Below are 24,765 nucleotides of genomic sequence, written 5' to 3' on the forward strand. Positions count from 1 at the left end.
CGCCATTCTCAGGAGGAACAGCTATGGTAGCCTTTGCACACCTGCGCCTGTCCTTGGCGATGCTGCTTGTGACAGGGGTGGTCCTGTTTGGAGGATGTGGACCCGCACGGCTGAACGTCGACAAGAAGTACACCATGGATGTCGGTGATGCCCGCGCGATCGACTTGGAGGCCCAAGCGAAACCCCAAAAGGTCAACGTGGAGTTCTCCGTTTCGGAGGGAGAAGCACGCGTGCTCGTTTTTCGGGCCGAAGATGCTCAGGGAGATGAAGGAATACTGGAGGCACCCGCCAGCAAAGCCCTCAGCAGCCAGCGTGGTTCGACCGGTAATTTCACTGTGGACCTTCCCCCCAACACGAAAGCCCGTGTCGTCATACGCGATTTGACGAAAAAGGCTGATGTCACGATCAAGGTTACCAATCAACAATAATCCTCGGCGCCGGGGACTGACAATTTTTTGCTCCAGTTATTTCGCTCTTGCGTGGACGAGTGCAACACAGAATTTCTTGCCTTCGCGATGTTGGATGCCCCCGAATCGAGCGGGAAAACCACCTTGCCGCCGCATCACGACGTGCGTGAGGTGATACCACTTTCGAGCCGCCGCTCAAAATCCCGCAAACCTTGCTGATATAGGGGCACCCATTCGGGCCGAGGAGCAATTCTGTCCCGGAAACGGACCATCTGAGCCGCAGCATCCGCAACACTGTATGGTTCCGGGATGCCTTGCTTGTGGCGCAGATACTGCTCCCAACCGGCTAAGGCTGCGACCGCGGCTCCCAAGGCCGAACCCTCATCCGAGACGAGGCGGTCCAAGGTACGGTTGAGCACACTGGCGAGAATTTCGAGCATGAGATCGCTGCGGGCGATCCCTCCGGAGACAGTTAGGCGGTTCAAACGCTGGCCAGCTTCCTCGTGGGCGTTGATCCCCAAGGCGATCAGATAGGCAATGGCCTCGAAGGCCGCCCGGACGCGCCGACCCGTTTCTTTGGGTTCCCCCGGCCACCACTCGACACGTGGGGAAGGAACGCCTAGCGAAGGTTCGGCAAAAACAAAGGGCAGGACACTGACCCCGTGACACAGAGGCGGTTCCTGGCGTGCCGCCTGCTCCAAGGCTGCCCAATCCGGAGCGGAACCGACCACCCGGTCCAGAAAGAGCGCGCCATTGGTGTAACAGCGCATCCACAGGTAGGTGCCCCAATTCAACTTCATGGCGTCTAAGCGATCCGTCCCCGGAAGCTCAGCAGCGGAGGAATTGACAACTGCCGAGTTTCCCAAGATGATGGCCGCTTCACCCGCCGCCACGGCACCTCCCCCCAAAAGACCCGCCGCCTGATCATCCAGGGTGGGGAAGAACATCGGCCGCACTGCTGGGGGCAGACCCGCACTCAGGGCCACAGCCTCGCTCAGGGGACCGATCGGTTCATGCATTGGCATGATACGCGGCAGGCACTGTTGCGCTAGCCTTCGATATTCCGGTCGCGCGAGGGCCTCCAGCATTTCCCATCGCCATTGTTCCGTCCGCAAATCCATGATCCCCGTGGATGCCGCTGAGGAGACACTGATGACGTCAAAGCGGCCCGTCAGGTACCCCGCTGCCAAGGGACCGTGAGGCAATATCCACCGGGTCCGCTGCCAATCTGTCTCGCTAAGTGTCGCTTCATCTTTGACCAGGTGGGAGAGCGAGTAGCGGACCGCCCAAGGACCGCCGGTCAACGCTCGCGCTCGTGCTTGACCCCCCAGACGTTGCAAACCCACGGCATGATACGCCGCCAAAGACGGATCGTTCCAGCAAATGGCCCGACGTACCTGATTCCCCACCGCATCGATCCGCCCCGCTGTATGATGGGTAGCCGATATGCCGCTGATACGCCACCGCTCCAGCATACCACGCTCCCGCAGCTTGGAACTCAGTCCCCGAATAGCAGCATAGGCCTGCCCTTCCAATTGCATCAGATTCAGCTCAGACACTCCTCCTTCGGTCCACAAATCCGTGGGTAGGCGGATGCTCTCGACTGTTTGGCCGGACAGATCGAACACCAAACCTTTGACTCCACCTGTGCTGAAGTCAAACCCGACCACCAAGGTGTCTTCCGGCACACAACGCAATTTCTCTGCCATCGGTCCACTCCCGGTATTCAATCCATCCTCAGTCTCAACACAGTGTAGGATTTGCCAGTCAGAGTGCTATGTCAAGGTGATAATCGAGGGATTGAACCCGATCACGCGGATCGTTCATGGAATACGAAAATCTCTTGTCCTCAGTCACAGGAACGGTGATCCCCAAGCAGAATCGCCTCGTACCGGTTCAGCTCATGAGCCAAGATCTGCCGGTGGTAACGCCCACCCTGGCTCCGAATACAATACCCTAAGATATCATTGACGCCAGCGCTTCGTGTGACATCCGACGCAGGCATTCTCGTGGGATTGCCAATGCTACGCAAACTCATACCCCTCCTCGCATTGCTTCCGACAATCCTGAGCTTGGGACTGATGCGAGCGCAAACAGCCGAAACTTCTCAAGCTCAATCGGGGGAAGCGGGTCAGAGTGTGTATCGTAAGGTGCTCGCCTCCTCCACGTGGATTCATTCCGACCGTGGCAACGGACGTTTGGCGACCGGGAGCGGCTCCCTTATCGATAAGGGGCGCCGTTTGGTCCTGACCAATTACCACGTAGTCGGAAACGTGAAGCACGCCCTCGTTTTCTTCCCAGTTTACGACCGTCAGGGTAAAGCCGTGCCGGAGCGGAGCTTCTACCTCCAGCGTCGCAAACAATTGGCGATTCCGGGTGAAGTCGTCGAAATCGACCAGCAGGCTGATCTCGCCTTGATCCGCTTGGATCGCGTCCCCAGCGGCACCCCAGCCTTGTCCTTGGCGAAGGCAAGTCCCGAACCTGGGCAAAACGTTCACTCCATCGGCAACCCTGGCAAAAGTGATGCGCTGTGGGTGTATACCGCCGGCAAAGTTCGCCAGGTTTACACCAAAAAGTGGAAAGCCAAACTCGATGAGCGCACCATCTTGACCTTCCAAGCCAAGGTGATCGAAACGGATTCGCCCACCAATCCGGGGGACAGCGGCGGGCCGCTGGTCAACGACCTGGGCGAATTGGTCGGAGTAACACAGGGAGGGGCCATTGACGCTCAACTGATTAGCATCTTTGTCGATATCTCCGAAGTGCGACGCTTGCTCTCCCGGCGGTCCGTGCAGGCTCTGCGTGTGGAGGAGGGTCACGCCGTCGGTCCCCCTCCGACACCTGCTCGTTCTGGACCTCTCCCAAGTAAAGATGAAGGCCGCTTCTTCCAACCGGAAACCTGGAAGCAGGTCCAGCAGGTGGCATCGGTCCTTTACTCCCAAAAGAAATTGGATTTGGTCGTGGAGACATACGAACGTTTCCCTGGTCCAGAAGCGGACACCGTCGCAAAACTTCCGCCACCGGAGCGAGACAAAAAAGTGCGGCAATTCGCTCAGCAACGCCTGGAACAGCTCCACCTCCGAGGCCTCTACGTCTTGATCTTACGCCAGCCGACGTATCTGTTGGTGATGCGTCATGGAGATGAAATTCCCTGGCCGGAGAACCTCGCTAGCAAATTGGCCCAACAATTGCTCGCCGATTTTCGCAGGAAAGAGTTTGATGCCGGCATGATATCGTTTTTGCAAGCCCTCCAAAAAGACACAGGACTGAGTCCTCCTGCGAACACGCCGCCGAAAACGCCTCCGAATAACCCAACCCCAGACAACAAACCCGGAAAGTGAACCGACCGCGCTCTTTCAATCTGGTCGAGGGATCACGCAACCTGATTGGAACTTCTGCTGAAAGATCAAACGGGTACTTTTGCAGTGAGCCTCCGGCGATGTCCACAGACACCCAACCTGAATCATGGGTACGCGGTCACGGGATTTTACTCTGTGATGATTTGCTCTTTGCCAGCCGTGTCCTGGCAACAGCCCGCATGCAGGGCTGCTCCCTTCTCTGGGCCCGCGACCCGGCCACCCTTCTAACTTGGGCACGGCAGCGGCCTCCCACCGCCGTCTTACTCGACCTGCATCATTCGCAGTTGGCACTCGCCCAATTGCTCTTGGAACTTTCATCCCTCTGTCCTTCCCCGCCCTATTGCGTGGCCTTTGGTTCTCATGTCGATGGCGAGCGGCTGGAATCTGCTCGCCGGGCGGGCTGCCATCTTGTTTTACCCCGCAGCCGCTTTGTGGCTGCACTCGATCCCCACCTCCAAGAATGGCTTGATCCCACAAATCCGAAATGAGACACTCCCCAAGTACACTTGCCTCTTGAAGCTAGAAAACAACACTCTCGGCTCTGTGTGGCTCATTCCCTTGATAGCCTCCCGTATTCCTCCACAAGTTTGAAACGTGGCGGGGGCTTTCCACTTCCCCCCAGGCTTTTTACAATGTTATTCCCCGCTGAGTTCCCCGATGCAAAGACATGCGGGACGGAGTTGAAGTTGAAATGTCCACCCTTGGGTAAGGAACGAAAACAGCCAACTCCGCGCTACGAGCCCTAAGGGTAAAGATGTTGTGCCGCGAGTAGCAACGATGCGACCGCAGCTACGGAATGATCGGGGAACACGTAGTGTGGGTCCGGAGGGAACTAAGACGGTTTATGACCGCCCCTCAGCCCGTGGAGTGAAAAGCCATGCCTAGTAAGAACAAGACGAATAAGAGCGTCAAAAAGCGATTGAAAGTCACGGCTCACGGCAAGCTCAAGTATGCCAAAACCAATCGGCGGCACCTCAATGCTCATATCCCCTCCAAGCGGATGCGCCGCCTGCGTCGTCCGGGAATCATCGCGGGTCGGCCTTCCGTCCAGAAGAAATACAAAATGGTCCTAGGGGAGTTGTAACAAAACCAAAGGTAGATTTGGCGGTTGTCTCATCAGGGTTCACACCATTTTTGCGGACCCTACGCGGTCAGAACCGCCAGCTCAACACGAGGATAATCACTAACATTGGATCCATTGCGACGGGGGGTTTCCGATGGTACGCGCACGTAGTAAGGCTCCAAAGTCCCGGCGGCGTAAACGCCTGCGGCATCTAACCCAGGGTTATCGACAAGCCCGCCACAATCTCTACAAACAGGCCCATATCACCCTGATTAGGGCGCGGGTCTATGCTTTCCGCGATCGCAAGGTCCGCAAGCGAGAGTTCCGCCGCTTGTGGATTGTCCGTATCAACGCCGCCTGTCGCCAGCGCGGCTTGCGCTACAGCGAGTTCATGCACGGTCTCCAGTTGGCCAATGTCGCTTTGGATCGCAAATCTCTCGCCGATCTGGCGGTCCGTGACCCTGACGTCTTCGACCAATTGGTCCAAATGGCACGGATGCAATTATCGACCACGGCTGCCACTCCATCCTCTTGATGGATGCCGCCTAGGATGGCACTGCCTGCATCGTCTTTCTTTTCCCTTGTGATCTGGAATATCACCGGCACGACTGATCAGGTTTGCTGCCATGACCGCACCCTTGGATGAACTCCGGGAATTGGAAGCCCAAGCATTGCAGGAACTCGCCGAGTGTGCAGAAGAGACAACTTTACGGACTTGGCACACTCGATACCTGGGTGATAAAGGACGGATCAAAAATGCTCTGAGCCGGCTGGGTAGTTTGCCCCGTGATCAGAAGCCAGTCTATGGCGCCGAGGCGAACCGAATCAAAGAGGCGCTGCAAGTGGCTTATGAGCAAGCGGCCGCGCAGATTCGTGAGCATGCTTTGGAACGCGAACTCACCCAACAAGCGCTCGACATTACTCTTCCTGGACGATTGAGACGCCGCGGACGGCTGCATCCCGCGACGCAGATACTCCGCCGGATTTGTGCGATTTTCGCCGGAATGGGCTTTCAGATATTCCGCAGCCGGGAGGTGGAAACGGAAGCCTTCAACTTCGATTACCTGAACATGCCTCCCCATCATCCGGCCCGTGATATGTGGGACACTTTTTTCACCACTATACCCGGAGTACTGCTCCGGACGCATACTAGCCCCGGCCAAATCCATGTGATGCGAGCTGCCGCCGGTCGGCCAATCCGCGCCATCCTACCCGGTATGTGTTACCGTAATGAGGCCATTAGTCCGCGAAGCGAGATCCAATTCTTCCAGGTGGAGGGGTTGGTTGTAGGCGAAGGCGTCACCTTTGCTGATTTGAAAGGGACGATCACCGCCTTTGCCCGCCAACTTTTCGGCCCTCAGCGCCAGGTGCGTATCCGCGGGAGTTACTTCCCATTCACGGAACCCAGTATTGAGGTGGACATCGACTGGCCTGCCGACGATCCTAATCGGGATCGGCTGACAAAAGGGACCGGCTGGCTGGAAATCATGGGAGCAGGCATGGTCCACCCCCGCGTCCTGGAAGCCGGTGGATACGACCCGCGCCGGGTCACAGGCTTCGCTTTTGGTATGGGACCACAGAGAATGTTCATGCTCCAGCACGCTATCGATGACATCCGCCTCTTTTGGCAGAATGATTTGCGCTTCTTGCAGCAATTCTGACCGTAGTCGTTCTCCTAGCCACTGCTGCTACCGACCAACACCGCTATAATCTGAGCGGGAACTTCACCCAACGCTCAGTTTCTGACCCAAGCGGCACAGCCTCCATGAAACGCGAGGCGGAACTACTCTTGGCTGCAATTTGTGCCCATCCGGACGATGACGTGCCGCGGCTCATTTATGCCGACCACTGGGAAGAGAACGGCGAGAGCGCTTACGCGGCCTTCATCCGGCAACAGATTGCTTCGAGCCGACTTCCCCCTTGGCACCGCACGAACATTCTCACCCGATGGCATTTTCACGGGCGGGAACATACTTCCCCATTCCGCCGTCACCTGCCAGACTTGACCGGGACTCCCGCTGTCTGGGGCAAGAATCCCTGGCGACGGGGATTGGCCGGCTGTCTCAGCTTGCCCAGCTTGGCGATGTGGGAAGAAGTCGAAGCTCGGCTCTGGCAACGGGCACCCATCGAGGAACTTCGCTTAGGCGCCGCCTGGACCTACGACCAATTGCGCCGTTGGGCAGCCTCTCCCTTGTTGGCTGGCGTGCGTTCACTCATCCTGGACTGCAACCCCATCGATCCCCTCCGTGCCATTCGCACCACTTCTCAGGCCAACCGACTCCGCTCGCTCCGCTTCCTGCGCTCCAGTGGAGCGGGATTGACTGTGGCCCTCGAAGAGTTTCTGCAATCTCCAATAGGACGCCAGATCACGGAACTGCACTTTCATGTTGGTGATCCGGCCTATGTTCCTTATCTTCTCGACGTCCTAGCTCTAGCTCCCCCTCTTCAAGCACTGACGCTGGATAATGTGGGCCTGCAATTTCACCATCTGCGACAACTCTTGAGTTTGCCTGCCCTGCAGACAGTGGAATCCCTGGACTTGAGCCGGAATCCTCTCGGCAGCGCGGCGATGAGCGTGCTGCTAGCTCATTGGCCTCCCTCATTACAAGTCCTGAAACTGGAACGCATTGCCAGCGGAGTATCACCGATGGAAGGAACCAGGCAGTCGGATGAGATTCCCAATTCCCCTGTCAGCCGACCCCTCGCCTTGCTTGACATCAGCCAGAACACTTTCCTGACGATGGACTTCTTGGCTTTTCTTCAGCATTCACTGCTCGAAAAGCTTCAATCTCTCCGAATGCGTCACTGTTTTCGAGTGCTGGACGCAGTTCCCCTGTGGCGATTTCGATTCTGGGCCCAATTGGTGGAATTGGACCTACGGGACAACGTAGAGGATACCGTATCTCCGCTGTGTCGGCGACAATGTCTACCTCCGGCTTCATTAGCAGCCCTGGTGCTCACAGGAGCGCATCTTTCCGCACGGCGGTGTCGGCAACTCCGGCGTAAGTTCCGTGGCTCACTCATCCTGACATGAGCGGTCTGAATAGACTTGAGGGGGATCGGAGGGCTTGGTGCATGAGTTGCGGATATGATGGATGATACGACGGAGGATTTTTGCCGTGATTTCCGTTGAGGGGAAAGCAGCTATGTTGTACCCATCCGGGCGCTGGGAGGGATTTTGGGAACAGAGGCCATTCGGGCGCCAGCCCATGCAAGAGTTCGAGTTGCATTTTCAAGCGAATGGGGAAGTGGTGGGCCGCGGTTACGACATTGTGGGATTGTTCACCATGCGCGGAGAGTGGGACCCTTCCAGCGGGCAAGTGAAGATTGTCAAACACTATTTGGGCAAACATGATGTTGTTTACCGGGGCCAGCCGGATGGCGAGGGCTGCATCATCGGGACTTGGTGGATTGGCGCAGATTGTAACGGCCCTTTCCTCCTGCGTCCCGTCCTCCGTCGCCCTCCCCAACAGGAGCCAATCCAGGAATGGAAACAGAGCCAGTAACTCTTTTCCTCGGCATTCATGACCGCTGTGGTGCCACGTTGTTCCGAGGCGGGCAACCGCTATTTGCACTACCGAGTCCATCAAGGAGCAGAGGGCACTTGCAAGTGGGCAGGCGGTTGCCCCCGTTCTTACGATCGTAGCTGGCGCCCATTCCAGCCTTCCATTCGGGCTTGCAATCCAGCTTGTTTTTCTAGCGCCCGCGGGTACCGGACAGCCACCGTAATGGGAGGCATTAATCCGGTGCTGGAAGTTGGCGTCGTTCCTTCGGTCGGTTGAGGCCATTGGGAATGCGTCCGCCAGAGAGCTTTGGCGTTTTTGTCTGCAACGGCGTCTCATTGCCATTGTGATCGAAACAACGGATGACCAGAGTGTCCGGCGAGACATGCGGCTGACCCGTGATCTGAATGGCGATCTTAGCACGGTCTTCCAACGCAGAGATCTCCTTGCGCCGCTTGTTGAGCAGATAGTGAGCAACGTCAAGTTGGACGGTCAGTTGCACAGTAGCCACGGCCGGCGCACGGTGGGCCGCCAGTTGTAAGAGCCGCATAGCTTCGATGGCTACAGTTTCCGTCGTTTTCACATAGCCATTGCCGTTACAGTAGGGGCAGTCGGCAAAGAGACTGCGTTTGATGCTGGGGCGAATCCGCTGGCGGGTCATTTCAATGATGCCGAATTGGGAGATGCGGAGGATTTTTGTGCGAGCGCGGTCGCGCTTCAAGGCCTCCCGCAGGGCCTCCTCCACTTTCCGGCGGTGGACTTCATTGCGCATGTCAATGAAGTCGTTGACAATCACCCCTCCTAAATCCCGCAAGCGGAGTTGGCGCGCGATCTCCTTGGCAGCTTGCAAGTTCATCTGGAAGGCGGTCTCTTCCGCATTGTTGTTCTCAGCGCGGAAATTGCCGCTATTAACATCGATGGCTACCAGGGCCTCTGTCTGTTCAATGACAATCGAGCCTCCCAACGGCAGATCGATGCGTTTTTGGTAGATTTTGGCGATTTCTTCTTCGAGGCCGTAGCGGTGGAAGAGTGGCTCCGTGCTGTCATAGTAACGGATACGGTTTGCAAACTTGGGCATAACGATCTGGAGGAACTCGCTGGCATGAGCGAAGGCGTTCGGTTCATCCACCCAGATCGTGTCAATGTCGCTCGTGAAAATGTCACGAATGGTGCGCGTGATCATGTCCGATTCGCGGTAGATTTCTACTGGTGCAGCGACTCGTTTGATGCGCCGGACCACGACTTGCCACAGTCGCAGCAGGTAGATTAGATCGCTGCGCAACTCCGAGATATCGCGATCAACAGCAGCGGTGCGAACGATGAAGCCAACACCCTTAGGTGGATTGAGGGCATGCATCATGTTGCGCAGGCGGCGGCGGGCTTCCGGGTCCTCGATTTTGCGCGACACCCCCACTCGATTCAGACTCGGCATCAACACGAGGTATCGACCGGCAATGCTGATGTAAGTGCTCAAAGTAGGTCCCTTGGTTCCAACGGCCTCCTTGATGACTTGGACGATCACCTCCTGTCCACGTTTGAAAATTTGCTCGATTTTCGGCTTGGGTAGGCCGCGATCTCGGCCGCTGCGCTGCGTTGCCCCTCCGTTACTGCGAGACGAGCGCCGCTCCCCACCCCGCCCTGGTCCACGACCACTCCGCTGACGGTACCCCTCCTCGCTTGCTGGGACGGCGCTGGGAACTTCCTCCCATTGTTCACGCGCCAGTGCCCGTGCCTCTTCTTCCGCTTGTTCCGCCGGCTCTGGTTCGGTGGGCAGCCATTCGGTACCACCTACGGCTTCCTCCGTGACCTCCTCCAATCCTTTCTCAGACTTGTCCGAAGGAACAAAGCGATCGTTGGGAGCTTGGGGGTCGAACCCTTCAATCCCCTCGTAGAAAGGTAGGATATCATCGTCATCTGTTGGAACCGTCCGATGCTCTGCTCCTTCCATGTAACGCGGCTTGTCCTCCTCACTCGCTGAGGGCGGAGCCGGCATATCCTGCGAAGCGGCCGGATCTGAAGCGTCTTTGCTCTTGCGCCGTGTCCGCCGCACCCGTGGTTTTGCGGAGGAGTCTGATGGCGTTTCCTCTGTTCCCCCTGTCGTGGCAGAGGTGGCCGTTTCCGGAGATGTGGCATTGCGGCCGCCCCTTCGACGCTTTGGTTTACCGCTCTCCACCGCGGGCATATCGAGGCCCGTATTAGGGGTATTCGATGCTCCAGAAGCGGTTGGAGAAGGAGCATTTGCAGCCGAAGGAGGAAGCTGTTCCTCCGTAGAGGCCGTCTTTTTTTCCTCGACAATAAACGTCTCTCCGCCCTCCGGCAGCTCCACCTCACCTGGCGGCCTGCGCTCCACACCGGAATCGCTTGGAGCGGCTTCAACAGAAGAATTCTCAGGAGAAACCGAGGGAGCCGTTTCCCCCTCCTCCCAAAGCCCTGCCGAGAACTCTTCCTCTTCGGACAACTCGGCCGACGTAGCGATCATCCCACCTTGAGGCACGGGCGGAGAAGGTACATCGGCGCGAGTGTCGGACGGTTCGCTCGCATCCGAGCCAAGCTCTTCATGCTGGAGAGCTAAGCCTATCGCGGATTGAGGAGGTTCGCTAGGGACCACATCGTCGATGCCGGCAGCGAATTCTTCGTCCTCCAAGTCCGGAGTGTAGCCTTTATCCTCCGGCGGAGATGGGAGGCTGACGTCCTCTGCCGTGGCGGGAGCTGCAGAGGGCGGAACTTGCTCCGAGTTGTCGGGCAGGTCCTCGATGATGCCGGCGGCGAATTCCTCCTCTTCATAGTCTTCTTCGCTGCCCAAGGCAGGGGCAGGAGAAATCTCCGCGGGGGGGATCGAGGATGGGGTTCGTATTGGCGCAGCTTCCCGAGAAGAGAGGCGCGGAGGCATTTCGCGGCCTTCTCGTTCTCCGCGCCCGCGGCGGCTGCCACGCCGGGAGCTGGCACTCGGTTCCTCTTGCTCCATCAGCAAGGCACGCTCGTATTCCTCCCACTGCTCTTTTGTCAGCAGGTGTTTGTAGTATGCGGGATCCACGTCAGAGACATGCAGAAACCCGTTGCGGCCGATGCCGAAGTCCACAAAGGCCGCCTGTATGCTGGGTTCAATGTTGACAATGCGTCCTTTGTAGATGTTCCCTACATAACTTTCTTGACTGGCTCGTTCGATGTACAATTCCTCCAGAATGCCGTCCTCCACGATGGCGATGCGGCATTCTTCGGGTTGCAACACATTGATGAGCATCTCTTTCTTCTTCATGGCACACACTTCATGAGGTTAGAGGTCAAGGAATACAACAGTATCCGGAATACGTGTATTATTCCACCACGGATTCTTCTACTCGCTGTTCGGGCACGCCATAGCGAGACTTGCAGCGTTCCGCTCGGAGCATTGCTGCCAGTGTCTCCGGTTCCAACGGCCGGCACTCCGCAGGCTGATCGGGGGGCTGATCGTCAGCAGACGCGGTTGGGATTTCATCGTGAAGCTCGACGAGGGTGCGTTCCAGAATGGCACCTTGATCAAGCCAATCTGCTAGTTGCAATAAGCGCACGATTTCCTCCGCCCGCACGGTGCCATCTTGAGTGACCCAAACATCCATGTGCAACACAGCGTGACTCCCATCCACAGGACCTGTGTGAGCATCTGCCGGAATCGATGCCCCAGGTGTGAATTGAGACACTGGATCGACACTCAAACGCCGGAGATAGGGGCGAATGTTGAGATACTTCGGCGTAGGGCGTAGCCGCGCCATCCAAATCTGCTGCTGACGGAGTAGTTCATCCAAGAGAATGCCCAGCGATCCGAGACGATCCTTGGGCACAGGAAGACGATACACCACGCGCCGGACCCGTGCGGTCGTCTGTGCAGGAACCGGTCGAGCCGAGAGGAAACGCAGTCCATCCGGGGCTTGCGCATTAAGAGCGATCAAGACCTCCTCCGGTTCTAGCTCCCGGAGGAATTCCATCTCGACGACCTCATTCCAGCCAACAATTCCCAAAGGAAGTGGTAAAGGATAAACGATACGTGGTCCTGGACGGAAACCGGCGGTGGTTTTGATTGGCAGCTCGGCGCGCCGCAGCATGCGCTCCAGGCAGCGCATAAGGTCGTGGTGCGACAGCAGCCGCAGAAAGCCGGTTTTGGCAAAACGGCAACGGATTTTGTCGGCCGGCATCGGCAGCACGGCAGCAGTTCCGCATTGACGGTTGCTGGAGCACGGTACTTGGAGGCAATAATGCTTCCGGGACGGCCGGCTCCACCGGTCAATACAGACTGCTTAGCCCCTCCTGTGCCTCCTCCTCCGGTGAGGTGATCCGAGTTGAACGAAGGCGGCGTGCCGATGGGTGCCCGATCTTAGAAATCAGCATCCTGGCAGATTCAACGCTGAGGCCTCATCGTCTCAACCCGCAAAGAGCCGGACATTCGAGACGAGGCGGGGGTTCTGCAGGCGCGCCGTCGTCTCTGGTTATTCCGCCTCGCCGGGGAGGATACGGCGTAATTGTTCGCGTAAATACCCGTTAATCTGGCGGGCTGTTTCCAATTGCATTGCCACTTGGGCCATCTGTTCGGCTTCATCGGTTCGAAGTTGCCGGATCACCCGTTTGATTTCTGGGATTTTCCGGGGCGTGGCACTCAATTGGCGTAAACCCAAGCCCACCAGCAAGGGGACGTAGAGCGGTTCACCGCTCATTTCCCCACAGACATTCACCTCTATCTCTTTCCGTTTCCCTACCTCAACAACCTGGCGGATCAAGCGCAAAACCGCCGGGTCCGCCGGATTGTAGAGGTTGGCTACCTGCTGATTGTTCCGATCCGCCGCCAGAGTGTACTGCACCAAGTCGTTGGTACCAATCGAGAAGAAATGAACTTCCCGAGCCAACAGGTCAGCCAGTATCGCAGCAGATGGAACCTCAATCATTGTACCAATTGGCAAGTCCGCTTTGAAGGGGACTTGCTCTTCGAGCAGATCCTCCTTGACTTCATTGAGCAGGGTCCGGCATTGACGCAACTCCTCCACCGTGCTGATCATGGGAAACATGATCCGCACATCGCCTAAGGTAGCCGCTCGAAGTATGGCTCGCAATTGCGTTTTGAACAGGTCAAGCCGCTGCAAGCACAGCCGGATGCTGCGCAACCCTAAAAAGGGGTTTTTTTCCTCCGCGACGGAGGAGGATAAGCTCGAAAACTTGTCGGCTCCCAAGTCCAAGGTTCGGATAACGACCGGTTTGTCCGCCCCCAAGGTGAGAATCACCGCCCGATACGCCTCATAGTGCTCCTCTTCTGTGGGATCTGCGGTCTTGTTCAAGTAGAGAAACTCAGTCCGGTACAGTCCAACCCCCTCTGCCCCGCGGTCCAAGCAGTGCTGAGCTTCATGGGCTAATTCGATGTTTCCCAGCAAGCGGATGGGCACACCGTCAAGAGTAACGGCGGGCTTATCTCGTAACAGAAGGTACCGGTCAGCCCGTGAGAGCAGTGCCGCCCGTTTTTCCTCATAATAGGCCAGGGTGGATTCGTCCGGATTGATGATGAGGACTCCCTGGTCGCCATCCACGATAACTGTTTCGCCTCCAGAAACTTGCGTCAGAAACTTGCCGATCCCCACAATCGCAGGGATTTCCAGGGCGCCGGCCAAGATAGCAGTATGGCTGGTATTCCCGCCTTTTTCGGTGGCGAAAGCCAGCACTGTGCGGGGAGTAAAGTCCGCGGTATCCGAAGGCATCAAGTCCGTGGCCAGAACGATCACCGGCTCGCTGAGTTCTTGAAGCGGTTCCGAGTCCTTGCCCAACAAGTGGACGAGGACTTGCTTTTCCAAATCGATGAATTCCGCAGCTCGCCGCAAAACCTCCGCTCGGGCGTGTTCCGGGACTCGTTGGGCTGCATCCTCGAGCTTCTTGACGTAATCCCGGATCAAACGACTGACTGCGTATTCCGCCGAGTAGTTATGTTCCCGGATCAACTGCTCGATTTGGGTTCGGATCGCTGGGTCTGCCAAGGCGGATTCATGGGCGGCAAAGATATTGCCCAGAGCCGGACCATGGAGGGCTGTAATTCTCTGGCGATTGTCGCGGGCATCTGCCACGGCCTGATCCAACGCCTGTCGGAGGCGAGCAATTTCTTGCGGAACCTGTTCGGGAATGACTGTCCGGTGGGTGATACGAATCCCTTCCGTGTCGATCACCAAGGCCGGTCCAATCGCCACACCAGGGGAGACCGGAATACCGTAGTAACGCAGTTCCATTCGCGGCAAGTCCGAGATGAGGGTAAGGTTCTTCAGATGGTGTAATCTTCGCCGTTTGGGGCACCTAAAATCGCGGCCAATTCTTCGAGGGCGCGGTGTGCATCTGGACCTTCCGTTTCTAGGATGACTTCCTGATCCGGGAGGACAACCAACCCCAACAAATCCCAGATATTTTTGCCATCGGCCGCCAATTCTCCATTGTGCACCGTAACACGGCAAGGAAAGCGCCGGGCCGCACGGGAGAAGCGGTCGGCTGCCCGGTGATGCAAACCCAAAGGGTTGGTGATACGCACCACTCGGCGGATCGGTCCCGTGGAAGGATCGGCTGCGGAGGGGGGAACAACCGGCCCGTCCTTCGTCGGAAGGGTATTCGGTGCTCCATTTCCGTTGTTGCTGCCTCCACCGTTCATGTTCCGCTCCGCCGGGAGGCTTTCCCCGCATGCAGGCAGCCTCTCCATCCTCCTATGTTCGCTGGGTCGCTTTTCTGCCTCCCACGGAATGAGGCACTTTCGGCCCAATTGTTCATCACAATCCACTTGGTCGTTGACTCCGATTCTCCTTTCCCTAACTCGTGGTTTCGTCCAACTCCCAGTATGGAAACCAACCATCCATCATTTACCATCCAGGCGCTGTAGATTCCAGGAGATTCCAGATTTCCTCGCGTGTCTTGCAGCCCCGCAGCCGCTTGACAAACTCCGGGTCGCGCATAGTTCTGACTATCGCCTCCAAGGCGCGCAAGTGGTCGCCAGGTCGTTCTTGGGGCGAGACGAGCAGGAAAACCACATACACCGGTTCATTGTCCAGACTCTCAAAGGGCAAACCACCGGGGGACAATCCCAGCGTCCCCACCAATTCGTGAACCGAAGGGTGGCGCGAATGGGGTATAGCTATCCCCTGTCCTATCCCTGTGGTACCCAACTGTTCGCGGCGAATGACAGCCTTGACAATGTCTTCTAGCTCGTCCTTGCGGAAATGGCCCGCAGCGTGCAGAGCCTCGACCATCTCCCGGATCACCCGCGTTTTGACATCTAAAACTTGTTGCGGGTTGCTTGGATCCACCCCGTTGGCTCGTACCGATAGTTCCGGCACTATTGCCTCGCGCACGAGGAAACTCGTCAGTCGCATTGGGATACACTCCTCGTGACGAGTACCGCTGTTGTCATGCCAACCCCCAAGCCGCCCGGCACTCGCTGGCAAGACCATTGCCTGGGGTATCGAATACCACCGCTGTGACTATTTCTGACTTCACTTCCATATCTAACCCATCTGCTGCAAGTTTGCAGCAGGAATCTCCCTCCATTCTGTCCATCTCTCATCATGATGCATTCCTGAATGATACACTTCCCATGCAGTACCCCGGCCTGCGGAGTGCTAACACACTTTTTGTATAGTCGAGGCGGCTGCCCGCTGCAATCTATGTGTACATAAAGTCGCTATCGGGGATTCGAGGGCGAAGAGGAGGCCAGATAAGCTCTGTTTTCCCCGATGTGCACACGCATGCGCTGACCGATGAGCAGACCTGTGGTGTCGCCTTCGATACTGATAAGACACTCGGCAACTCGGCTCTCATTCCACTCGCCCGGCTCAACCGGAGCCGTCCGCTTGCGGGTAATCCATCGAGCCACGCGCAAGACTCGGCCCTTCCAGATCGGGGAATCGACCCGTGCATCGTCTTGAATCCAAGCTGGCATGCCTTCCCGGACGCGCCCGATGAACTCCTGCTCCAACTCCGCCCGGATGATCAGCGGTCCTTCCGGACGGAACAGGAGGGCGGATTGCAGACCACCCGGCGCCACTGTTTCCCCTTTTTGCACCTGAACACGCAAGACTACGCCATCACTGGGCGCCACCAGCACACAATCCCGCACTGCTTTTTCCGCCTGGAGCACAGCAATCTGGGCACTCTGGTAGCGGGTTTCCGCGAGGCGGACCTTCAAGTCCGGATTGATTACCTGCATTTCACGCCAGCGGGATTCCTCTGCCTCCAGGAATTTTTGGCTTTGGCGCACCTCGCTTTCCGCCATCAACAGCTCCACACTTCCAATGATTTGGAGTTTTCCCGCTTTGAGCTTTTCCTCCAGCAATTTGCGGGCAGCCTCATAGCGTTCGCGAGCGGCTGCTACGGCAGTTTGTTGAGCGGCAAGGCGATAAGGCCAGGCTCGGCGATCTTGCTCCGCCGCTTCCTTTTCCAGTTCGGCGGCTGTCCGGGCCGCTTCCGCTTCCCGAACGCGCAGACGGTAAGCTTCATCCTCCAATTGCAACAGAGGCGTTCCCCGCTTGACCTCCTGTCCCTCGGAAACAAAGACTTCCGCGACCCGTCCCGGCAGGGGAACATCCAGAGCGGCCACCGGATGCAAGCCATCGACACGCCCCAAGCAAACCACGGTTAATTCCGGCAACTCCGAAGGCGTTGCAGGAGGGCGACCGTACCTCAGCCACCAACTGAGCGCCAATAGCGGTGCCACCAACATCACAAACAGCAGGAACCATCCCACTCCCGGCCAACGACGCATTCCCTCGTTCATCCCACCGTCTCCTCTTCGCTCTAGTGCCACCTATCCTGCGTAGGCTCTCGGGCGCCTTCTTCCTCATCGCCCCTCCGTTTCTCCTCTGGAGTTTGGTCGGCCTTCCTCTTCCTTGACTTTCTGCATATCGCAGTAGGAGCGGCATTGTTCTCCGCCTCACTGACTCTTGGAGAATAACCCATTTTGTGGATGAACCCCTCACCTTACCTCGGCACGGGCATTCCCGCCATGCCGTTCAAGGGGAGTGGATCATCGCTTGCAGCGGCGTGATTATCGGATGTTGTGGGCCGGGTCCACTCCCTGGAAGGATCGCAGTGCGGCTAGTCCTGCTCCCAAGGCCATGAACAGAGTCACTCCCGCTGCCGTGGCGATGATCCAGGGGTGCCAGCGGACCGAGGTTCCTAGGGCATTGGCTCCCTCGGCCAGCAGCCAAGTGATGGGCGTTGCCAAGAGCAAACCGAAACATCCCACCCAAAAAGATTGGATGACCACGCTCAGTTGCAAGCGCCATTTGGGAATTCCCATCGCCCGTAGGGTGGAGTATTCCCGTTTGCTCGCTGCGGTGGCCGCATAGAGTGTCTGGCTGGTGACGACGGCTCCCACCAACAAACCCAAAAGTGCAGTAAAGCCCACGGCAATTCCGGCTTTCGTCGTAACCAGCCAATGCCAACGGGAACGCAAGGAGAACTCGTCGGCGGTCAAGGCCGTCATTCGCCCCCCGTTTTGCAAGCGCCGCGCCACCTCCGGCGCTGCCGAGGGAGGGTGGACTTTGGCCACCAAATAGGTCGCGTCCCCTTCCTGATAACGCATCAGTTGCCGGGCAGTCTCCAGGGAACAAAACACATACGGGCCACCTAGACTCTTGTATCCCCGAACCAGACCCACCACGCGAATGCGTACGCCGTACACATCCGCCCACTCACCCACTCCGCGGATTCCCAAGCGTCCCAGCTCCGCCTCATCCACCACCACTGTGCCGGGTTCACTCAGCAGACTGAGCAAGGCGGTGTTCTGCCGTAATGCCTCTACGACAGCTATCCCCTGCGGATGCAAGCGCGTCCCCATCACAGTACAGACCTCCGACACGGTACTGCCGGGCGTGGATCCGGGACGCGTCCACAATGAGAAACCCAGTATCACGGGTTCCACTTGGACCACACCGGGTTGACCGGCCACTTGAACCCACCATCGTTCGGGAATGGGACGCCCCAAATCGACACTCCGCACTCCAGGATAGCCGATCCACACATCCGCCGCCGCTCGATCCACCGGTAACGACATCATTGTCAACAGACCCAAGACGATTCCGGATTGCAGGGCAATCAAGACCGCGCTGAAAGCGACAGCCAGGATCGCCGGTAGGAAGCGTTGCCGTTCGTACCAAATCGTGGTCAGGGCGTAACTCACGAGGCCACACCCTTGAGGAATTTGCAGGTCCAGAATGCGTGTTCACTCAACTGCTGTATTCGGTGTATGACTCCCCGCCTTCGGTGTACTTGCCGGAAGTTTGTGAAGCCGGAGGTTGCTACCTGGTGTCTGGCGGCAGGTTATACACACAAGCGAACGCGTTGCCGTAACCCGTCCGGTAATTTGGCTTCCAACACCCGGCGCACTTCGCGAGGATGATAGCGCGTGCTAAAATGGCCGAGGATCACCAACTCGTTGCGGAATCGTTCGGCGCGTTCGGCGATGTCATCCAGGTGCATATGGCCGTATTTGTGGATTTTTTCCCGCCGGTGGCCCGCGCGTAGGAAGCTCAATTCCGTAATCAGGATTTTCGCCTCGTAAAACTCCGGGTTAGCATCCAAGCCGTCGGGTGCTGTATCGCCGGTGTAAGCCACCAGGGGAATGCGGACTTCCTTTGTCACCTCCACCCCGCTGTAACGCAAATCCCGAATCTGTTCGCCGCTCAGCCCCGTGTACTCTTCCTTGAGTTTTTTCCGTCTTTCCCAAATGATGTAGCCGCGGCTGGGGACCGTGTGCTGCATCTGATGGACCGTCACCAAATGGTTGCGATTCAATTCGATGACGTCACCGGCCTGCACACCTTGCAGTTCGACAGCCTGCCGGCCGCGATCCAGGCGTTGCATGACGAGAAGCAAGCGGCGGACATCGTCGTACATTTCGAGCGGCACGTACACGCGCGGGGGTTCCATCTTCATCATGCGCCGGCGCGCGATGTACACGGGCAACGCCGCCATGTGATCGAGGTGGGTGTGTGTCAGGAACCAGTTGGGGGTGCCCATGAAATCCCACGGCTGCGCACCACAGTCTAGCCCCACGTTCAGCTCGCAGACCCGCCAGTAGCTTTGCACCGCCGCCCGCGACCAACCCTGAATTGTCAGGCCGCCGTGAGTGATCGTCACGTACGGGGCGTTCTCCACCGGCCGTTCCACAGCACCCCGGCGGGGAACTTGACCACTGTTGTTTCCTGCATCCGAAGCGGACACCCCTTCTCTCCCCAACCGATCTGTTGTCGATCCACCCCGGCCAATATCGGAACATCCGGGCCGCTCCTCACCGCGGAGGCGATCCCCTGCTCCCCTTCCCCCATTCCGACAGCTTAGCTTGTCGGACGGTATAGCAGAGGATGTCACATCGCGGGACCGAGTGGAGAAGACTATGCCGATGCCGCTGTGTCGTTGCCAGGCTTGACAATCTCCACCACCTTGACCCGCACATACCGCTGGGTGTGGCCCTTGAGACGCTTGGAAGCCTTGCGGCGGCGGAACTTCTGCGTCACTGTCTTCACCTTGTCTTCGCCGAGCACTTCCACCACCACTTTGGCTCCAGGGACCAGTGGCTGTCCCACCACAGCGCCGTTCTCGTCTCGCAAGAGCAGCACCCGTGTCAATTCCAGGCGTTGGCCCACTTCCACGGGACGCTCGTCCAAATGCAGGATACTCCCCGCCTCGGCTCGATGTTGCCGTGATCCTTCTTCCACGATCGCATACATGGCTCGTTCTCCCCATCACGATATTTCCGGCCCCTTTTCCTTTAGGAACGGTTACTCTAGCGAACAGGAACTGTCCTGACCAGCCGCTTGCCGCCTCACCCCTCCTCGCTCTATTCCGTGAACTTCTTCCAAATCGCACCTGCAACTGAGACCGTTACAGCTAATTTATGTTATTTCAGTTTGTACGTTCAAATCACAATTTCGGACCACATTGGCAGGCTCTAAGATGTATCCATGCGTACATGTCCGGTGGGCGACACCTGGCCGACGGATGGCGAGCTTGACAGGGATGGATTCTCTCGAAAAACCATCCGCGCGATCCGCAGACGATCGCTCCACTGCTGGTATCTCCACGTCAAATAGGCACAAGCCCGTCCGTCTTGCCGCTGTTGCCGTTCACCCGTTTTGCTGCACTTCATCGCTCAGCTCCCCATTTGCCTTCCGAAACTTCCCATCGGTCTCCGCCTGGGCCGTTTCCCGTGCAGTGACCGATTACTGATAATATGTACCATAAAATGCGAGAAGTCAAAAAAATTTTTCCAAAATTTTCGTGCCCCCCTCCCGGATGGCGGCTTTGGGCCGGGAAAGCAAGGTCATTGTGGCTGGGCGAAGTGGAGCTGAGGCCAGACCAGGGAGGGCAGCTTTCAGGACAATCCGGTCGGCAAGGACTCAGCAGGTCGGCTCAGAAGCAAGCTCGGAGGAAAGGCGCGGGACAAGCGAGAAGGCGAGACCGAGAGAGGTACCACCTCCTGCTGTCCGTGGGGGTGCGATTCAATCCGCAGGGGTATTGTGGCGGAGGGCGATTAGCCAGCCGTAGATGCGCAGGCCGCGGGCGGGTTGGCCTTGCTCGTCCACAGCGAGCCATTCCGTGATGGAGAAACCTTGCTGATGGACAAGCTCGCGGATTTCCGAGGCAGTAAAGTGGTGGAGGGTCAGGGGCGCTCCCGCATAAGCTTGTGGCATGGTAATGTCACCGGCTTGAGGATGTCCAAGCTGTGTCAAGAACCATTGCCGCACGATTTGGCGGTATCCCAAACCGCGAAAATAGCGATGATGGACATGCAAAACGGCGCAGCCCTCCGGGCGGAGCAAACGGCGGATGTTCCGTAGCACAGCAACACGATGTTCTGGCCCCCGGATCATGCCTAGAGTGCTATAGAGGCAGGCGATGAAGTCGAAGGAATGGTCAGCCAGGGGGAGCGGTTCGACGATGTTGGCGAGCAGCCAGTGCAACCGGCCCGCGAGCGGCGGGGGAGTGCTTTGGCTCGCCGCTTCCAGCATGACGGGGGATAAATCCACACCCAGGCAATCGAATCCCCTGGCGGCAAAGTGCCGACATAAACGGCCGGTCCCACAGCCGAGGTCCAGTAATCGACCCGGTTGAGGAAAGTGGCGCTCGCAGAAAGCCAGATCGGCAGCAGCCAGCGGCGAAGCCAGGACTTGCTCGTCGTAACTGCGGACCATATCCTCGGCGTGAAGATAATCCCACAAACCCCGATCGACGCCAGGCGGCAGTTGCCAATCTGGGAGAGTCATAGGAAATGGTCCTTGGTGTTGGCCGCCCGTGTGGCCATACTGGAAGCATACGGTACGCTGACACCTGTGGCAGTTACCCGTGGCGAAGGTGAGGGCTTAACCATGCGGTCCACCGACATCACGATCCGCGATGTGGCCATCAGCTACGAGGATTACACGTACCGGACGCCGATCAAATTCGGAGGGATGACGCTGGACAAGGTAACCCTCCTGAATGTGACCATGACGGTCGAAGGGGCGACGGGTCGGCGCGCCGTCGGTTTTGGTTCCATGCCTTTGGGAAATATCTGGGCCTGGCCCAGCCGGCAGTTGAGCTATGATCAGACCCTCGCCGGTATGAAATACATCGCGGAGCGGCTGATCGGTCCGTTCCGCATGTCCGGTTTGTATGGACATCCGATTGACATCATTGAGGAACTGGAGCCGCGCTACTACCTGCCGGGGGAAGATTATGCCCGCTTGGCCCGCCTGAGCGAACCGGTGCCCAAGCTGGCCGCCCTGGTGGTGGCTTCGGCCTTCGACGCCGCCTTGCATGATGCCTACGGCAAGCTCCACGGCCGCAATTGCTACCAAACCTACACCCGCGAGTTTCTCCACAATGATCTCAGTCACTATCTAGGGGAGGAGTTCACGGGTGAGTGGCTGGAGCAATACATCGAGCCGGTGCCGAAGGCGGTCATGCCGTTGTATCACCTTGTGGGCGCCCTGGACCCGTTGACACCCGCTGAGGTCCGCCAGCCGGTCGGCGATGGCTTGCCGGAACATCTGGGAGAGTGGATCGAGCGGGACGGCCTAACGCATCTGAAGATCAAACTCAACGGCGATGACTTGGGCTGGGATGTGGAGCGGGTACTTTCCGTGAATGCGGTGGCGGAGGAAGTGCAAAAGCGGCAGGGTGTGGAACGCTGGTATTACTCGCTGGATTTCAATGAACGATGCCAGACGGTGGACTATCTGTTGGAGTTTTTGCATCGGGTGCAGGGGCGTTCCCCGGCGGCTTACGCAAGGATTCAGTACATCGAGCAGCCGACGGCCCGCGACCTCAAGGCCCATCCGGAGAACAAGATGCATGCCGCGGCTCGGCTCAAGCCGGTGGTGATTGATGAATCGCTCACGGACATCGAATCCCTACATTTGGCGCGGGAGATGGGATACACGGGGGTGGCATTCAAGGCCTGCAAGGGGCAATCGTCCACGCTGTTGCTGGCAGCGGCGGCCCAAAAGTACGGTCTGTTCCGCTGTGTGCAGGACTTGACCTGTCCGGGGGCCTCGCTCATCCAATCGGCGGGTCTCGCCGCCCACATTCCCGGCGTGGCAGCCATCGAAGCCAACAGCCGTCAGTACGTCCCGGCAGCAAACCGGGCGTGGGAAGAACGCTTCCCCGGCGTCTTCACCATCCGGCAGGGCGTGATGAACACCGGCATTCTCACCGGGCCGGGATTGGGAGCGGTTCCGCCGATGGAGTAAAATAGCACGCCCTTCCCTCACGGAACAAGGACACTCCCGGCTATGTCGAGTTAGGAAAAAGCCACGAGGGCCTGGTCCAGTTGGGAGGCGCGGCTACCGGCCCCGCTCGCGGACACGTGTGCTCCTTTTTCTAGAATGCCAATCTAAGCACAAGGTGCAATGCCGCGAGAACAGGTCCAAGCGGCGGCAGATCGACTTCAGTCCCAAAGGGATGCACGGCAATGGCGACAACGACAAACACAGGATTGGCGGACATTGGTCTGATCGGTTTGGCCGTGATGGGTGAGAATCTGGTACTGAACATTGAGTCACGGGGTTACACCGTGGCGGTGTACAACCGCACGACGAGCCGGGTGGATGAGTTCCTCGCCGGACGGGGAAAGGGGAAGCGGATCATCGGCACGCATTCGCCCCAGGAATTGGCTGCCGTTTTGAAGCGGCCCCGCAAGGTCATGATGCTGGTGAAAGCCGGGCAGGCGGTGGATGACACCATTGCCGCGATCGTGCCGTATCTGGAACCAGGGGACATTCTCATCGACGGCGGCAATACCCACTTTCGGGACACCGAACGCCGGTTGCAAGCATTAGCCGCCCGTGGGATTCGCTACATTGGCACGGGGGTGTCCGGCGGTGAGGAAGGCGCCTTGCGCGGACCGAGCATCATGCCCGGCGGAGATGCCAGTGCCTGGCCGGAAGTTCAGCCGATTTTCCAGGCGATCGCCGCCAAGGTGCGCGACACGGACGGACGGGAAGTGCCCTGCTGCGACTGGGTGGGTCCGGGCGGAGCCGGCCACTTCGTCAAGATGGTACACAATGGCATCGAATACGGCGATATGCAACTGATCGGCGAGTCGTACCATGTGCTCAAGGAAATGCTGGGGCTAACCGCGCCGGAGCTGCATCAAGTCTATGCCCGCTGGAACCAGGGCGTGCTGGATAGCTATCTGATCGAGATCACAGCGAACATCTTCCAGCACGTGGATGCGGAGACGGGCAAGCCGCTGGTGGAAGTCATTTTGGATGCCGCGGGCCAAAAGGGGACCGGCAAATGGACGGTGGATGCCGCGACGGATAACAGCGTTCCTCTGACGTTGATCGCGGAAGCGGTGTTTGCCCGCTGTTTGTCAGCCCTCAAGGAGCAGCGGGTACAGGCCAGTCAGGTGCTGGCGGGACCGTCACCGCGGCGAGTGAGTGAACGGGAGGAGTGGATCGCAGACGTGGAAATGGCCCTGTATGCCAGCAAGATCATCAGCTACGCTCAGGGCTTCGCCTTGATGAAGGCCCAGGCCCAGGCCAGCGGATGGGACTTGAATTATGGCGGAATCGCCATGCTCTGGCGCGGCGGCTGCATCATCCGCAGTGTATTTCTGAGCCGGATTAAGGAAGCCTTCGACCGCAATCCGAAACTCGTGAACCTGGTGCTGGACCCATATTTTGCCGGAGAATTGGGACGTGCGCAGCACGGCTGGCGCCGGGTGGTCAGCCGGGCGGTGCAAGAAGGGATTCCCGTCCCCGCGATGGCCAGTGCCCTGGCGTACTACGATGGCTACCGCAGCGCTTGGCTGCCCGCCAACCTGCTGCAAGCTCAACGGGATTACTTCGGTGCCCACACCTACGAGCGAGTGGACAAGCCCCGCGGGCAGTTCTTCCATACCAATTGGACCGGCCAAGGCGGCACCACCACCAGCGGCAGCTATACGGTGTAATACGCTATTC

21 protein-coding genes are annotated in these 24,765 nt (G+C 58.2%); 10 read left to right on the forward strand and 11 right to left on the reverse strand.

Translation table 11 applies throughout. The annotated features are described in order from the left end of the window. Positions 1 to 23: 23 nt before the first annotated feature. Positions 24 to 428 carry a hypothetical protein gene (locus H0921_RS01370; RefSeq protein WP_194536225.1) on the forward strand — a complete coding sequence of 135 codons (405 nt, stop codon included), beginning with the start codon at positions 24 to 26 and terminating at the stop codon, positions 426 to 428. A gap of 134 nt (positions 429 to 562) precedes the next feature. On the opposite strand, the gene H0921_RS01375 is transcribed toward H0921_RS01370, so the two are convergent. Then, positions 563 to 2,116 carry a xylulokinase gene (locus H0921_RS01375; RefSeq protein ID WP_194536226.1) on the reverse strand — a complete coding sequence of 518 codons (1,554 nt, stop codon included), beginning with the start codon at positions 2,114 to 2,116 and terminating at the stop codon, positions 563 to 565. Between the two features lie 312 nt (positions 2,117 to 2,428). Between H0921_RS01375 and H0921_RS01380 the strand changes: the two genes are divergently transcribed. The 7 genes from H0921_RS01380 to H0921_RS01410 all read left to right on the forward strand — a co-directional run bounded on the left by H0921_RS01380 (position 2,429) and on the right by H0921_RS01410 (position 8,335). Beyond that, positions 2,429 to 3,748: a S1 family peptidase gene (locus H0921_RS01380; RefSeq protein ID WP_194536227.1), complete on the forward strand. Its 1,320-nt coding sequence runs from the start codon at positions 2,429 to 2,431 to the stop codon at positions 3,746 to 3,748. Between the two features lie 98 nt (positions 3,749 to 3,846). Continuing rightward, the gene (locus tag H0921_RS01385) at positions 3,847 to 4,254 is read left to right on the forward strand and encodes a response regulator (RefSeq protein ID WP_194536228.1); all 408 of its coding nucleotides are present in this window, start codon (positions 3,847 to 3,849) and stop codon (positions 4,252 to 4,254) included. A 389-nt stretch (positions 4,255 to 4,643) separates the two neighbouring features. Then, positions 4,644 to 4,850 carry a large ribosomal subunit protein bL35 gene (locus tag H0921_RS01390; RefSeq protein WP_194536229.1) on the forward strand — a complete coding sequence of 69 codons (207 nt, stop codon included), beginning with the start codon at positions 4,644 to 4,646 and terminating at the stop codon, positions 4,848 to 4,850. 133 nt (positions 4,851 to 4,983) lie between these two features. Next, complete coding sequence (rplT, locus tag H0921_RS01395; RefSeq protein ID WP_194536230.1) at positions 4,984 to 5,364, forward strand: 50S ribosomal protein L20; 381 nt, start codon at positions 4,984 to 4,986, stop codon at positions 5,362 to 5,364. Positions 5,365 to 5,455: 91 nt separating this feature from the next. After that, positions 5,456 to 6,490, forward strand: coding sequence for a phenylalanine--tRNA ligase subunit alpha (gene pheS / locus H0921_RS01400; RefSeq protein WP_194536231.1), 1,035 nt, complete (start codon positions 5,456 to 5,458; stop codon positions 6,488 to 6,490). 104 nt (positions 6,491 to 6,594) lie between these two features. Continuing rightward, positions 6,595 to 7,863 carry a TIGR02996 domain-containing protein gene (locus H0921_RS01405; RefSeq protein WP_194536232.1) on the forward strand — a complete coding sequence of 423 codons (1,269 nt, stop codon included), beginning with the start codon at positions 6,595 to 6,597 and terminating at the stop codon, positions 7,861 to 7,863. Positions 7,864 to 7,975: 112 nt separating this feature from the next. After that, positions 7,976 to 8,335 (forward strand): hypothetical protein, encoded by a 360-nt coding sequence (locus tag H0921_RS01410; protein ID WP_194536233.1) that lies wholly within the window; start codon positions 7,976 to 7,978, stop codon positions 8,333 to 8,335. A gap of 232 nt (positions 8,336 to 8,567) precedes the next feature. Here H0921_RS01410 and H0921_RS17720 read toward each other — a convergent pair whose 3' ends face one another. From H0921_RS17720 to H0921_RS01465, 10 genes are all read right to left on the reverse strand, one after another. After that, positions 8,568 to 11,588: an Rne/Rng family ribonuclease gene (locus H0921_RS17720; protein WP_228498889.1), complete on the reverse strand. Its 3,021-nt coding sequence runs from the start codon at positions 11,586 to 11,588 to the stop codon at positions 8,568 to 8,570. 58 nt (positions 11,589 to 11,646) lie between these two features. Further along, entirely contained in the window at positions 11,647 to 12,501 is an 855-nt protein-coding gene (locus H0921_RS01425; protein ID WP_228498939.1) for a TIGR03936 family radical SAM-associated protein, read from the reverse strand. Positions 12,502 to 12,792: 291 nt separating this feature from the next. Continuing rightward, positions 12,793 to 14,565, reverse strand: coding sequence for a phosphoenolpyruvate--protein phosphotransferase (ptsP, locus tag H0921_RS01430; protein WP_194536235.1), 1,773 nt, complete (start codon positions 14,563 to 14,565; stop codon positions 12,793 to 12,795). Positions 14,566 to 14,597: 32 nt separating this feature from the next. Continuing rightward, the gene (locus H0921_RS01435; protein ID WP_194536236.1) at positions 14,598 to 14,975 is read right to left on the reverse strand and encodes an HPr family phosphocarrier protein; all 378 of its coding nucleotides are present in this window, start codon (positions 14,973 to 14,975) and stop codon (positions 14,598 to 14,600) included. Positions 14,976 to 15,180: 205 nt separating this feature from the next. Then, positions 15,181 to 15,690, reverse strand: coding sequence for a PTS sugar transporter subunit IIA (locus H0921_RS01440; protein WP_194536237.1), 510 nt, complete (start codon positions 15,688 to 15,690; stop codon positions 15,181 to 15,183). A 308-nt stretch (positions 15,691 to 15,998) separates the two neighbouring features. Next, the gene (locus tag H0921_RS01445) at positions 15,999 to 17,090 is read right to left on the reverse strand and encodes an HlyD family secretion protein (RefSeq protein ID WP_194536238.1); all 1,092 of its coding nucleotides are present in this window, start codon (positions 17,088 to 17,090) and stop codon (positions 15,999 to 16,001) included. A gap of 270 nt (positions 17,091 to 17,360) precedes the next feature. Next, the gene (locus tag H0921_RS01450) at positions 17,361 to 18,497 is read right to left on the reverse strand and encodes an ABC transporter permease (RefSeq protein ID WP_194536239.1); all 1,137 of its coding nucleotides are present in this window, start codon (positions 18,495 to 18,497) and stop codon (positions 17,361 to 17,363) included. Positions 18,498 to 18,637: 140 nt separating this feature from the next. Beyond that, positions 18,638 to 19,540: an MBL fold metallo-hydrolase gene (locus H0921_RS01455; protein ID WP_315851821.1), complete on the reverse strand. Its 903-nt coding sequence runs from the start codon at positions 19,538 to 19,540 to the stop codon at positions 18,638 to 18,640. Between the two features lie 170 nt (positions 19,541 to 19,710). After that, positions 19,711 to 20,046, reverse strand: a complete 336-nt coding sequence (gene rplU / locus H0921_RS01460; protein WP_194536240.1) for a 50S ribosomal protein L21 — start codon at positions 20,044 to 20,046, stop codon at positions 19,711 to 19,713. 771 nt (positions 20,047 to 20,817) lie between these two features. Beyond that, on the reverse strand, positions 20,818 to 21,582 hold the full coding sequence (locus H0921_RS01465) for a class I SAM-dependent methyltransferase (RefSeq protein WP_194536241.1): 765 nt from the start codon (positions 21,580 to 21,582) through the stop codon (positions 20,818 to 20,820). A 102-nt stretch (positions 21,583 to 21,684) separates the two neighbouring features. On the opposite strand from H0921_RS01465, the gene H0921_RS01470 reads away from it, so the two are divergent. Both H0921_RS01470 and gnd read left to right on the forward strand, forming a co-directional pair. After that, on the forward strand, positions 21,685 to 23,049 hold the full coding sequence (locus tag H0921_RS01470) for a mandelate racemase/muconate lactonizing enzyme family protein (protein ID WP_194536242.1): 1,365 nt from the start codon (positions 21,685 to 21,687) through the stop codon (positions 23,047 to 23,049). Positions 23,050 to 23,270: 221 nt separating this feature from the next. Further along, entirely contained in the window at positions 23,271 to 24,755 is a 1,485-nt protein-coding gene (gene gnd, locus H0921_RS01475) for a decarboxylating NADP(+)-dependent phosphogluconate dehydrogenase (RefSeq protein WP_194536243.1), read from the forward strand. Positions 24,756 to 24,765 lie beyond the last annotated feature (10 nt).

Source organism: Thermogemmata fonticola (genome assembly GCF_013694095.1).
Classification (GTDB): Bacteria; Planctomycetota; Planctomycetia; order Gemmatales; family Gemmataceae; genus Thermogemmata; species Thermogemmata fonticola.